Annotated in this window: 13 protein-coding genes and 1 pseudogene; 5 read left to right on the forward strand and 9 right to left on the reverse strand. The window is 69.8% G+C overall.

The features are described 5' to 3' along the window. The first annotated feature begins 141 nt into the window (after positions 1 to 141). Both ACWCSD_RS16075 and ACWCSD_RS16080 read left to right on the forward strand, forming a co-directional pair. Positions 142 to 351, forward strand: coding sequence for a hypothetical protein (locus tag ACWCSD_RS16075; protein WP_352365492.1), 210 nt, complete (start codon positions 142 to 144; stop codon positions 349 to 351). Positions 352 to 629: 278 nt separating this feature from the next. After that, complete coding sequence (locus tag ACWCSD_RS16080; RefSeq protein ID WP_449915653.1) at positions 630 to 953, forward strand: hypothetical protein; 324 nt, start codon at positions 630 to 632, stop codon at positions 951 to 953. A 442-nt stretch (positions 954 to 1,395) separates the two neighbouring features. Here ACWCSD_RS16080 and ACWCSD_RS16085 read toward each other — a convergent pair whose 3' ends face one another. The 8 genes and pseudogenes from ACWCSD_RS16085 to ACWCSD_RS16120 all read right to left on the reverse strand — a co-directional run bounded on the left by ACWCSD_RS16085 (position 1,396) and on the right by ACWCSD_RS16120 (position 7,156). Beyond that, positions 1,396 to 1,749: a hypothetical protein gene (locus tag ACWCSD_RS16085; RefSeq protein WP_357710198.1), complete on the reverse strand. Its 354-nt coding sequence runs from the start codon at positions 1,747 to 1,749 to the stop codon at positions 1,396 to 1,398. A 258-nt stretch (positions 1,750 to 2,007) separates the two neighbouring features. Further along, positions 2,008 to 3,021 (reverse strand): AraC-like ligand-binding domain-containing protein, encoded by a 1,014-nt coding sequence (locus ACWCSD_RS16090; RefSeq protein WP_352365498.1) that lies wholly within the window; start codon positions 3,019 to 3,021, stop codon positions 2,008 to 2,010. Positions 3,022 to 3,240: 219 nt separating this feature from the next. Continuing rightward, positions 3,241 to 3,615 (reverse strand): oxidoreductase C-terminal domain-containing protein, encoded by a 375-nt coding sequence (locus tag ACWCSD_RS16095; RefSeq protein ID WP_449915658.1) that lies wholly within the window; start codon positions 3,613 to 3,615, stop codon positions 3,241 to 3,243. A 28-nt stretch (positions 3,616 to 3,643) separates the two neighbouring features. After that, positions 3,644 to 4,036: pseudogene (locus tag ACWCSD_RS16100) on the reverse strand (FAD-dependent oxidoreductase); the annotation flags it as partial. Then, positions 3,952 to 5,391, reverse strand: coding sequence for an alpha/beta fold hydrolase (locus ACWCSD_RS16105; protein WP_449915660.1), 1,440 nt, complete (start codon positions 5,389 to 5,391; stop codon positions 3,952 to 3,954). The pseudogene ACWCSD_RS16100 and the gene ACWCSD_RS16105, both read right to left, overlap by 85 nt. A 239-nt stretch (positions 5,392 to 5,630) precedes the next feature. Then, positions 5,631 to 6,353 (reverse strand): hypothetical protein, encoded by a 723-nt coding sequence (locus tag ACWCSD_RS16110; protein WP_352365504.1) that lies wholly within the window; start codon positions 6,351 to 6,353, stop codon positions 5,631 to 5,633. 38 nt (positions 6,354 to 6,391) lie between these two features. Beyond that, positions 6,392 to 6,751 carry a hypothetical protein gene (locus ACWCSD_RS16115; protein WP_397157409.1) on the reverse strand — a complete coding sequence of 120 codons (360 nt, stop codon included), beginning with the start codon at positions 6,749 to 6,751 and terminating at the stop codon, positions 6,392 to 6,394. A gap of 36 nt (positions 6,752 to 6,787) precedes the next feature. Then, the gene (locus ACWCSD_RS16120; protein WP_449915664.1) at positions 6,788 to 7,156 is read right to left on the reverse strand and encodes an AAA family ATPase; all 369 of its coding nucleotides are present in this window, start codon (positions 7,154 to 7,156) and stop codon (positions 6,788 to 6,790) included. Positions 7,157 to 8,219: 1,063 nt separating this feature from the next. On the opposite strand from ACWCSD_RS16120, the gene ACWCSD_RS16125 reads away from it, so the two are divergent. The 3 genes from ACWCSD_RS16125 to ACWCSD_RS16135 are packed head-to-tail and all read left to right on the forward strand — an operon-like array spanning position 8,220 to position 10,544. After that, entirely contained in the window at positions 8,220 to 8,504 is a 285-nt protein-coding gene (locus ACWCSD_RS16125; protein WP_352365510.1) for a hypothetical protein, read from the forward strand. A 22-nt stretch (positions 8,505 to 8,526) separates the two neighbouring features. Next, positions 8,527 to 9,096, forward strand: coding sequence for a hypothetical protein (locus tag ACWCSD_RS16130; RefSeq protein WP_449915667.1), 570 nt, complete (start codon positions 8,527 to 8,529; stop codon positions 9,094 to 9,096). Then, positions 9,093 to 10,544, forward strand: coding sequence for a tyrosine-type recombinase/integrase (locus tag ACWCSD_RS16135; RefSeq protein ID WP_449915670.1), 1,452 nt, complete (start codon positions 9,093 to 9,095; stop codon positions 10,542 to 10,544). Before ACWCSD_RS16130 ends, ACWCSD_RS16135 begins: the two co-directional genes overlap by 4 nt. Positions 10,545 to 11,109: 565 nt before the next feature. Here ACWCSD_RS16135 and ACWCSD_RS16140 read toward each other — a convergent pair. Continuing rightward, a complete protein-coding gene (locus ACWCSD_RS16140; RefSeq protein ID WP_449915673.1) occupies positions 11,110 to 11,703 on the reverse strand; it encodes a TetR/AcrR family transcriptional regulator in 594 nt (197 codons plus the stop codon). Positions 11,704 to 11,933: the final 230 nt, after the last annotated feature.

Below are 11,933 nucleotides of genomic sequence, written 5' to 3' on the forward strand. Positions count from 1 at the left end.
GACACCTCATGAGCATGACCACCGTCGTGCACGCATTCGTCGACCGATACGCTCGCGCCCTGCTCGCCCGAGACGGGAAGACCATGGCCGACATGTACGCGATACCGTCGTTGATCCTGTCCCCCCGGCCATCCCATCGCTGTGCCGGACGCCGGACAGAGCGAGGAGTTCTTCGCCGCCGCCCGGGGTCAGTACGACGGCGTGAACGACCTGGCGGCGGACATCACCCTGGTCGCCGAGACGGCTCACAGCGCCTGGGCCGACGTCACCTGGCGCCATGACGGAGCCGCCACCCAACGCCACCTCCATCAACTCATCGACACGGGGCGCAATGGAAGATCGCCGTACTGACGCCCCTCGGCCGATGAGCGCTCCGGCCTTCAGGATCGAGCCCGCGTCGGCGGACCACTTCGACGACGTCTCGATCATGCTCGCCCCCACAAGGCCGGGCACGACCGCCTGCTGGTGCCTGAGCCATCGCATCGACCCCGCGGTCAACCGCGAACTCGGCCCTGACGCACGGCCAGGCTACATGCGACGCCTGTGCCGGCAGCCCGTCGCGCCGGGCGTCCTGGCCCATGACGTCGATGAGGTCGTCGGCTGGGCCGGCGTCGCGCCCCGCGCCCGGGGTGTACTCCATCGCTCGCACCAGCAGGATCCCCAAGCTCGACGACGACCTCGCGATCTGGTCGATCTGGTGTCTCAAGGTCCGCGCCGGCCACCGCGGCCGGGGGGCGAAGGCGCTGATCGACGGCGCGGCCAGGTTCGCGCGCGGGCACGGCGCCGCGGCCGTCGAGGGCTACCCGGTCGACAACACCGGCAAGAAGATCGACACCATGCTGGCGTTCGTCGGTACGCGGTCTCTGTCCGAGTCCGCCGGCTTCGTCACGATCGCCGATACCGGATCGAGGGCCGCCGGAGTGCCCCGCATCGTCCTGCGACTCGCCGATTGAGGCCGAGCGGCAGCCGGCAGAGCTGATGATCCGTTGTTGCTCGACGAGCCGCTGGTCGGGATCTTAGGGCGCCACGTCGCGGGGGTCGCCGAAGCCCTCGTTGGCGGGAGCTCTGATCGTCTTGATGGCCGGCACCACCTTGCGCACCCTCTGACTGGAAGGCTTGGAAAACCCAGCAGGCGGCAGCCTGATGAAGGTGGGGCTGGTTAGCCAGGGGTAGAGCCCGCCCATCATCATGACCGCCACCGATCCGCCGGGGCCGTCTCCAGCCAGTCGCCCTCAGCGAGTACCGCGCGACAACCCCTACGGCCGTCCGTGAAGATCAGGCTTCTGATCCAACCTGATCATCACGAGCGGTCGTTCTCACGTGCGGGCAGTTACAGCACCGCGATCATGGGCACGTGCCGTCACGGCATCCTGCTCTTTTGCGCCAGAACTGCCTTCACGCAACTCCCGGCTGTGGTGGCGCGGACGAATAGCACCAGGAATTGCCATAGAAGGTGTCGGCGCTGTCGCCGTCCGAGCCGCCGTCGTTGTCAGCCATCCAGAACCATTTGTGCAGTCCCCGATAGGCGTCGTAGAGGGAGCCGTTGACGTAGTGGTTACCGGTGTTGTGGGAGTGGCCGTACGCCCGCTGTTTGGGGTCCCCGCCGGGGCTGTCGTTGATGTAGATCGGATCCGCGCTGCACCGGGTGTCCGCGTGCGCCGCTGTTGCGCCGCCCGCGACGACCATGGTCCCTGCGAGGGATACGGCCGCGGCCCCGAGGGCACCCCACCGCCTGAGTCTTCTTGTCATTCCCGTTCCCCTCATCCCATGAAATTCGTGGCGTCGAATCCCGTTCGCTGGGATCCGACGTGCGCAGCCTAGTTGCGGTCGATCATGGAAGTCGTCAGCGCGGCGCGCACTGTGTCTTGGCAATGAGCGCACGACAGCGGACGGCGAGTTCGCCACAGCGCGATGGCGTTCGGGCCGGTCGATGCCGCTCTCCACGACGTGGCGCTGCCGGTAGAGGGCCGGCCTGACCGGCGGCCGGCAGCCGGGGAGGTCTCGACGTCATCGTCGCGCGTGGCTGTCGTCCGCCTCTGGTGTGGCGCGGGTCAGGGCCTCGTGCCGATAGTCCTTGGGCGACAGGCCGTACTTGGCCCGGAAGGATTTGCTGAGGTCGGCGGCGCGGGTGAATCCCCAGCGGGCGGCGATGGCGTGGATGGGCTGCCCGGCCAGGCGGGGATCGGCCAGGTCGGCGCGGCAGTGCTCCAGACGGCGGCGGCGGATCCACTCTGTCAGCGTTGTGCCTTGACGCTGGAACAGCAGTTGCAGGTAGCGCACGGAGATGTGGTGCCGGTGGGCGATCGCGCGGGGTGTCAGGTCGGCGTCGGCGAGGTTGTGCTCGACGAACGCCCGGATGCGCGCCACCAGGGCGAACTGCCGGGTCTCGGGGGGCAGGCGGTCCTGTGCGTTCAGCCGGTGGGCGAGGAAGGCCAGGGCCAGGTCCAGCGTGGCGGCACCGAGCCGCCGTACCTCGGGTAAGGACATGGACCGCGCCTCGCGCACCAGCGTCTTGAGGTAGCCGGCCAGGATCGCGTCGACGCCGCCGTTCGCGGGCATCGCGTGGGCCAGGAGCGCGTCGACCTTGCCGGACGGCAGGGGCAGCTCGGATTTGGGCAGATGCACGATGATCGCCCGTGCCGGCCCCGGCCCGTCGAACGCGCCGCCCTGGTACGGGTGGGAGGTGTCCCACATCACCAGGTCGCCGGCCCCCATCCGGGTGTCGTTGCCGCCCTGGGAGATCCACATCGTGCTTCCCACGATCAGGGCGAGCTCGTACCTCTCGGGGTCGGAGCGGCGGATCAGCGCGGGTGTGCGCACGGAGCTGAGCGCGGGGAACGACATGGTCGTCACCTGGACGGTGTCCAGGTCGATCGCCCCGGCCGACGCCCGGAAGTCGGCGGCGTGGTCGCTGGTGATCTGGATGGGCGCCACGTCGTGGCTGATCAGGTCGCACCACCAGTCGAATCGCTGGTCGGGCGGCAGGTCCGTGCTGTGCAGGGTGACGATTCCCAATTTCACCTCTCATGACATGATCTCGAGCGTTCGAGACATACTCGGGTGTGACGAGAAGCCAGGCCGATGCGCCCCGCCGACCACATCATCGGCCATCCTGAGGCCGAGCCGGCCGACCGCAGCGGGGTGCGTGCCGGCGACCGTGCCGGTGACCGTGCCGCTGTCCGTGCCGCTGTCCGTGCCGCTGTCCGTGCCGCTGTTGCCCAGGAGCGGTCGAGTGCCGGGTCATCCGGTGGTGGCCTGGCGCCACGGGGTCCGTTCGGCGACGTGTCGGCGGAGGTCGCGGGCCTGCCGGGGCAGGTTCCAGGTCATGGCGCCGATGACGTGGCCGTCCCTGCCGTACAGGCCGGCGAACCGGCCGGTGGCGGGGTCCCCGGCGACGACCTGGAACCGGGCGTCGCCGCCGGTGACGCCGTGGACCTGGATCTTCACGTCGTACTGGTCGGTCCAGCAGTAGGGCACGGGTGCGAAGGGGGCCTGGCCGCCGAGGAGCGTCCAGGCTGCGGCCGTGCCCTGTTCGGTGGCGTTCAGCCGGTGTTCGACGCGCAGGCGGCCGAAGCCGGGGTGCCGCCAGGAGGCGACGTCGCTGGCGGCGACCACGCCGGGTGCGGCCCGGCACCCCGTTCACCCGGCCGTCGTGGCCGGTCAGGCCGGTGACCAGGGTGCCGGGACGCAGACGGACGCCGTGCCTGGCGTGCAATCCGGCCAGCAGCCGCGCCACCCGGTCGCCGAGCCGGGCGATCAACGGCGCGGGGAGCGGATCGACCAGGGTGACGTCCAGGCCGAGCTGCCGGGCGGCGGCGGCGACCTCCGTACCAAGGAACCCCGCGCCGACGAGGACCGCCGACCGCCTGAGCGCGGGCGGCGTGGGCGAAGCGGGTGTGCGTCGGCGAGGCGCTGACCGACGACGGGGCCGACTGGTTGTGGCCCACGCGGTCAGGACGGATCGGCGCGGCAGGTGAGATCGTCGGCGGGCAGGGTGCCGCTGGCGAAGTAGGTGTTCACGGCCGTCTCCACGCAGGTGTTGGGCAGGCGGCCGAAGACGCCGTGCATGCGCACGTCCCGTACGGTGACCAGGCGTGCGGCGGGCATCGCCCGGCGCAGGTTCACGCCCTCCTGATAGACCGTGCGGGTGTCGCCGGTGGCCTGGACGATCAGTGCGGGGACATTGTTGCCGACCTTGGTCGCGGGCTCGCGGGGGTTGGGCGAGAAGGCGCAGGCGGTGATGTTGTTCGCATACGGTCCGAACACCGGCTGGGTGGCCCGGCTGCGCTGGATGGCGCGCCAGTACCGCTCGGGGTCGCGTGGCACTGCCGCATCGCCGCAGATGACGGCGGCCTGGCTGGAGTAGCCCTGCGGCTTGCCGTACAGCGTGAACTGCAGTTCCTGTTCGAAGTCGTCGCTCGGGCGGACCGGCTTGCCCTCGGCGGCTTCGGCGAGCAGCCGCACCCGCGCGGCCAGACGGGCGTTCTCCCTGGCGTCGGGCAGCAGGGTGAAGATGACCATGGGCAGGAAACGTTCGTCGACGAGATGGTCCCCGATGCGGATCGGGGCCTTGACCAAGCTCTCGACGCGGGCCCGCACCTGGCGTGCCGTCGCGCCGAGGTGGTATTCGGGGTCGCGCTCGGCGGTCCAGGCGGCCCAGTCGTCGAGCGCGGCCTCGTTGGCCGGTCCGCTGTTCCTGATCGACCCGGCCATGTACTGGGCCGGATCGATCGCGCTGTCCAGTACGAAGCGGTCGCTGCGCTGCGGGAACATCTGGGTGAAGACCGCGCCGAGGTAAGTGCCGTAGGACATGCCGAAGTAGGAGATCTTCGCCTCGCCGAGGGCGGCGCGGATGACGTCCATGTCCCGCGCGGTGTTCCGGGTGGTGATGTGGGCGATCCGGTCGCCTTCCCGCTGCGCGCACCGCTGCGCGAGATCGGCCTGCGTCTGTACGGCCCGGCGGAAGCTCGCCCGGGTCGGCCCGGCGGACCAGAGCATGTGCCCGATCGGCCAGCCGCAGTCGACCGGTGCGCTCCTGCCGACGCCGCGTGGATCCATGCCGATCAGGTCGTAGCGGGAGGTGACCTCGGGGGTCATCCGCTGACTGATGTAGCCCATGAAGTTCAGGCCCGCACCGCCGGGACCACCGGGGTTGGACAGCATGACGCCGCGCCGCTTGCCCGGGTCGGTGGCCTTGATGCGGGAGATCGCGACTTTGATCGTCTTGCCCTGCGGCTTGGAGTAGTCCAACGGGACCGTGATCTCGGCGCATTGGGCGCCCACATGGTCCAGGAGGGGGTCGCCGCAGGTCGCCCATTCGACGGGCTGGTTGTAGAAGCGGGTCAGGGCAGTGGTCGTGGGGCCTGGCAGGAGTGTGATTCCCGTCAGCACTACGCCGACTAGGGCATGGGGGAGATTCATGTGGGACGTCCTTCATCGGGAATGCAAGCAACCATAGTTGACTAAATCCGGGATAGTCAACCTAAGTTGCTTATCTGGTGAAAGGCGGTCAGAGCGGGAGGAGTGGAGGAGAGCTATTCCCAGAGCAAGATCGAACAGATTCAACGCCTGGACGCCTGCACGATGAGCAACTCGTGTTGACTGACGCAGCCCCGTGGTCGTGGTCAACGTCAGCGCCGGGGAGGTGACCGTCGTTCCGCTGCCCCGCCTGACCGGCGGAGGCGGCCGACGCCCAGGTGGCCGGCCTCACCAAGGCGATCGACGCGCTCGGTGGGACTAGGACCAGCGAGTGGGCAGGGCTGGGGCTGCCGCACAGCAGCTGGGTCAGGTAACTGAATGGACCGGCCGAGTCGTCGAAGCGAAGGGGTTGCAGACCACGGTCCCGTTGGCGGGTGAACCCGCCGGTGCCAGCGCACGGGCGCGGCAGGCCGCGCGCGGCACGGGATCGGCGTGATAGTCCGGGTGGCCGGTGAGGAACGCGCAGGCCGAGTCCATCGCTTGCCGGTACAGGGCATCGGCCAGCGCGAAGCATCGGGGCCGAGCTGGCGGCGCAGATCGGCCCGGAACCGGGTCAGCCCGCTGTCCGGCAGCAGCGGCAGCGGCGTGGCGAGCGCCTCGGTGACCACAGCGGTGTCGGTGGACAAGTTGGAGCATCGCATCGGGCGCGATGGCGGTTCGGGCCGCACCGGGCGGCGCGCGCGGGCCTGCTCGAACAACGCCTGCACCTGTCCCAGCACGGTGAAGGTGGCGGCCGGCAGCACGTGGGCCAGGTCGATCAGGCTGTTGCTGGATGGGGTCGGATGCACGGTGATCCACCCGGCCGCCGGATCCTGGGCATTCAGCGCCTGCCGGGTCAGCCGGTGGTCGTCGGCGTGGTCCACGACGATGCTCACCACCGGCGCCCGCAGGTCCCTCGTGTCACCACCGGCGGTCATGGGCTGCCGCCGAGTTTGCTGAACACCCACTCCAGCACCTTGCGGTCAACTCGCGGCTGATCGAAGAGCGTCAGCGCCTCCACCGCCAGACGCGTGATGGTCACCCACATCCGGAAGTTGCCATGGGCCGCGCGGGCGTCGACCAAGGTCAGATCTGCAGGGGCGACGTGCGCCCAGACCGGATGGAAGGCGGGGATGACGGTCGCGACCTCCTCGCGCGACAGCCGCTGGAGCTCCTGCCAGATCGTCACCCGCGAGGCCAGCATCGGCTTGCTGCGCAGCACCTTGTAGCAGTTATGGCCGCCGACGAACACCAGGACGATCTTCGTATTCTTGTCGTCCCGCAAAAGCGCCACAGCTCGAAGCACTCAGCCGACAACCACTGGGCCTCATCACACACCAGGACCCGGAACTCGCCGCGCAGCTGCTGAAGGATCAGCCGTCGAACTGGCCGGCACGGCGCGGCACCGGCCCGGCCATGCCCAGCGACTCAAAAGCGCCTCGCGGATATCACGCGGGTAGGGGTGGGCGCGAAAACGCACCCAGAACGTGCTCACCGGCGCAAGCTCCCGCAGCACGCCGCGGGTCAGGAACGTCTTGCCGACACCCGCCTCCCCGTACAGGCACAACATGCCCTGAAGTTTGATCACCTGGGCGAGGTTCTCCTTGATGATCAACGCGTCGCCGGTGACCACCGAACGGGCGCCGGGCAGCCGCAAGTGGTGATCGTCAGGTTCGTCGTTCGACCAGATCCGCTCCACGCTCATCCTCCTGCCGCATCGCCGGTCGACGGGTCTTCTGCGTGTTCGCCGGGCCGGACCCATCCGGCGACAGGCGGCGGCAGCGGGAGGCCGGAGGGGCGGGGCAGGTGACGCGGCAGCTGGTGGTAGGAGGCGTCCAGTTCGGCTTGGGCCTCGGCAGTGGTTTGCGTCTGCAGCGGCTGCGGTGCCCGGGCCTCGGTGACAGCGGCATAGCGTGGGCGGCGCTTCTTGGCGGCCGCCTTCAGCAGGCGCTCCAGCTCCTGGGCCTGCCGGCGCGGCCATGACCTCGGCCTGCTGCTGCGCGGTGGCCGCATCGGCCAGGAACGGCGGCCCCAGGTGGGCGCCGGTGCGGGCGTCGAACAGATGTTCCTGCGCTCCCTGCCGCGCTATCTCCATCAGCCCACGCTCCGGGGGAAGGTCCTCGGTCCAGACGAACCGCGGGTGCGGCTTTCGCTCCGTGCGGCCTTCCTCACACCCGGCGCGGATCCATCGCCACAGGGTCCGCTCGCTGATCCCCATGCAGGAGCTCAGCAGGCGGACGTGCGCAGTGGTGAGCTCCTGACGCTCATCGAAGGCCAGAAGGCGGCGCATGGCGGGACCGCGGAGTTGATGGAGACTTCCCCATTCGAGGTGTCGACGTGTTCCCGCGATGCCGCTCCCTCGTGCCGGCGGTGAGCACGCGTGCAGACGCGTTACCGCACTGGACAGTTCGGTCACATGCGCCAACATCCCGGATGGTAACTCCAGCAATCCAGACGATTCCATACCGTAACGTTTGAAGCCAGGAAACTGGGACGGTGAGGAAATGCCCGACTACCCAGGGTCGCTCGCCTCGCGCTTGGCCGCCCGTTCCTCCATCCCGATGCCAGAATTGACTCCTATGAAGCGCCATCTGGGCTTACTGACAACCCGATGAGAATCGGTACTGGCAGAAGAATGAGAACTCTCACGCAGCCGGGCTTCCCGCGCGGAGAGGCCCCCTGGAGACTGGAGGAGTCGCCGATGAGCCCCGGCGGCGGACCGGCGCTACCTGACGTACGGCCTGAACCTGGAGCGACGGAACGTGCGTGAAGCCTTCGCCCAGGAACTGCGCTACGCCGTCGAACGGCTGCGGGCGCTCGACGGCAAGTTCGCCGATGCCGACGCCACGGTGTTCAGCGGCGACACCCGCCGGCTGCTGCACGCCGTCGACGAGTTGCACCGGCGGGCTGCGGAGCTGGACGCCCTCGACCGGCCGGCCGGCCTGATCGAGCAGGCACCGCCACCGACGGAACCCCACCTCGCCTGTCCCGACGAGCCGGTGGTGGAGACTCCGCCGACGTCTCCGCCGAACGGCACGGAAGGCTGAGCACGTGACGAAGGAAGTGTTCATGGCAGCACCTGGGCAGGCCCCGGAGCAGGTCAGCGACGCGTCACGCCGCCCCTCGCCCTTTACGACGGAGGGCGCGGGCACGCTGGAGTTCCGCTCGCGGCCGTGCGGGGGCGAGCGCGTGTGCGCGTGGCGGCGTGACGCGGATCTGACCGCCTACAGCGACGAGGACATCCGCAAGCTGATCCAGGTCAGCGAGGGCGACACCCGGGGCGGTGCCCACACCATGGACGAGGCCGCGCAGAGGTTCGGCAGCCGCCGGATGGCCTGCGGTCTGGACCAGCCGGACGCCGCGCATCCGCTGCGGTTGTGCGCGGGCTGGCTGGCCGTCGTCGGCCCGCACCACACCCGCGCCCGGCTCGGGGTGCTGGTTGGCCGGCTTCCGATCGAGGCCATCCGCCCCGACACCACCACCTGGCCGCCGCTGGTGTGCGACCTGGAGGAACTCCTGGAGCGCCGTGCCGTCCAGCTGGCTGCGCGGGGGCCCGGCCAGGCCAGACCTGGCGAGCCCGATGCCGATGCCGATGCCATGGACGACCCGGCAGGCCGGACGTCGGGAGCCCGCCCGTGACGGAACAGCAGATGGGCCGCGGAGAAGAGGTGCTCGTTCCGACGACGGTGTGGCGTCCCGGCGCGAGCACCGTCCCTCCTGCCGCTGCGACGGTCGCGGGCTCCGGCGGGTCCGGCGGCGGAGCCGTCGGCCCGCTCGGCCGGGCGGGCGAGCCGCCGCTGCCGCCGCCGTCGCCGCTGGTGGCCTCGGTCGGCGACATCGCCGGGCTGCGTCCCCGGCGCCGGCCGCGTGACGGCGGTGAGGTGCCCGGCGCCGACGTCGACCTCATCGACGCGCTGCCCCGCGACGACGACCCGGCGACGCACCAGCGGGCCGGCTGGCCGACGGTGGCGGCCTGGCTGCGCGCGGGCAAGACCGCCGCCACCCGCCGCGACCGGCTGGCCGTGGTGGCCAAGTTCGTCCGGTGGTGGGCACTGACCGCGCCGGGCGCCGGGCTGTGGCAGGTCACCGAGGATGTCGTGGTCGCCTACCTCGACCAGCTCGGCACCGGCAGCGGCGCCGCCGCCGGACTGAACCGCGGCGGCAAGGCGCTGGCCCCGGCCACGCTGGCCTGGCACCTGTCCAACCTCAAATCGTTGTACGGCTATGCCGCCCGCCGCCAGGTGATCGGCCACAGTCCGGCCCAGTGGGTCGAGGCGCCCGAGGTGGGCAAGGTCGGCACGACCCCCGCCCTCGATCTGACCGAGGGCACCGCGCTGTTGCGTGGCGCCCAGGCGATCGCCGCCGAGCATCCGGCCGACGCCGCCGCGGTGGCGTTGCTGGCCGTCACCGGGATGCGTGCCGGAGAACTGGAGAGCCTGACCGTCGGGCGGATCGAGCGCTCGGCGGGGCACTGGGTGATCCGCTTCCGGCTCAAGGGCGGCGCCGTCATCGTGGTGCCGCTGCCCGAGGTGGCCATGGCGTTGCTGCGGCCACTGACGGCCGGCCGCAAGCCGAACGACCTGCTGCTCCAGCGCGCCGACGGCCGCAGCTTCGACCGGTGGCGGCAGCAGACCGCGCTACGCCGCGCCGCCCGTGCCGCGGGCCTGGACGTGGCCAAGCTGACCCCGCACATGCTCCGCGCCACCGCCGCCACGCTCCTGCTCGCCATGGGCGTCCCGGTGGAGAAGGTCCAGGCACTCCTGGGGCACGCCTCCCCCGTCACCACCCAGCGCTACGACCGCGGCGAGGCACAGCTGGACGAGCACGCCGTCCATCGGCTCGCCGAACTGCTCACCCAGCAACCTCCTCCCGGCCCCGGCCGGACCGCCGACGAGCCCATCGCAGACCCCGCCAAGGCTCAGCCGCACGATCCGCGCACCCCCGGCTCCGGCTCCGGGGCGGACCATGTGCAACACGAGCCAGCCCTGCTCGCGCCGACCGTTGGGCCACCACCTGCGGGCGAGGCTCCCCCGCCCCCACTCACCGACGCCGTGGCGGCAGCTGCGACACAATCGCATGAGTCATGACGGATCGGATGTCTCCCGTGCCCTACACCGAGAATCCCGGACGTGACCACTGGTCGCGTGCCCAGCCGAGCGTGGCCGAACCCGAGTGCCGGTAGCCCCTCACCTTCCGAACCATGACCGTGGTCTGCGCCGGACGGCCAGGCGCGGCAGGTCGCGATTCCCGAGTGCGTGCCCTGCGATGTGGAATGGATGCCCTGCCACCTGTTCGAGCCGGGCGTTCAGGAATGGGTGCGCTTCCAGCGGAGGGACAGCGTCCTGGACACGGTGCGCGGGCGAGACCAGCCGATGCCGAAGCCTGACCTCCCGCTGACGTCCGCGCGGAACGACGGCTGCACATGGACATCCCGCAAGAGAGAAGGCGAACGTGGCTGACACCGACCTCGCGACCAGCAACTCGCCAACATCCGCCGCATCTACGGCCCGGAGAAAGAGGCCCTCGGTGTCCTGGCCACGAAGCCGGAGCGGCGGGCCCGATAGGGCGCCGTCGCGACGTGAGCCCCTGGTCTAGAGACTCTCCTCCTCAGCCGCCCGGATGGCGGCGGCTCACGACTCCTTGCGGCTACGCTTATCCCCCTCCGGCCTCGTCGTAGGGCGCCCACCCCTTATCGAGAAGGTGGAACCCCGCATCGATGGCCGCCGCTGGATCGGGCTCACGGATGGCCATGAGCTGAATCTGCAGGGCAAACCGGACGTAGAAGCGGATCTCTTCGCTTGGCTCCTCCAGCCCGAATTCCTCGGTGATCGCCGCGACCAAGGCATCCTCGTGGCGCAACCACATCTTCTCCGCGTAGTCGACCAGAGCCGGCGTCTCCTCCATGAGAGCGAGTATCTGGCTCTGCGGCTCGGATTTGAGCGCGGCGATTTCGGAGAGGTAGTGGGCCTTCAGCGCGTCGGAGATCGACGTCCCCGCCATGCGGCCACTCACCGCAGCAATCAGGCGTTCATGCCGCTCACCTTCGTCACTGAAGACAAGCGCCTCCTTGTGTGGGAAGTGTGTGAAGACCGTCTTGGGCGAGACATCGGCCGCATCTGCGATCTCGCGCACAGTCACCGCATCGAAGCCGCGTGCAAGGAAAAGCGTCGTCGCCGCCTCCAGTATCGCCGCCCGCGTCGCCGCCTTCTTGCGCTCACGTCGCCCTGCCGTCGCTGCATCCACCATGGCGCATACTCTACACCCGAACACTAAGTATATTGACAGTAAAAGTAGTCTCGATATAGTAAGTGAGTGAGTGATGTTTGAGGTTCTCGCTCATGGCGTACTCGTTGACGGTTACCGGGCTCCAAGCCATGAGGTCTTAGAGCTGCTAACGGAATGAGATGAGGCGTCGCCAGCAGATGAGCGCGCAGGCCAGCTTGAGGAACGCCTCATGAATGTCGTCGCGGACCTCC

It is taken from the genome of Nonomuraea sp. NPDC001684, from assembly GCF_053596515.1.

Bases quoted from the DNA above. Each gene is read 5' to 3' on its own strand.
- ACWCSD_RS16085 (WP_357710198.1), bottom strand. From the start codon at position 1,749: ATGACAAGAAGACTCAGGCGGTGGGGTGCCCTCGGGGCCGCGGCCGTA.
- ACWCSD_RS16130 (WP_449915667.1), top strand. From the start codon at position 8,527: ATGGCAGCACCTGGGCAGGCCCCGGAGCAGGTCAGCGACGCGTCACGC.
- ACWCSD_RS16140 (WP_449915673.1), bottom strand. From the start codon at position 11,703: ATGGTGGATGCAGCGACGGCAGGGCGACGTGAGCGCAAGAAGGCGGCG.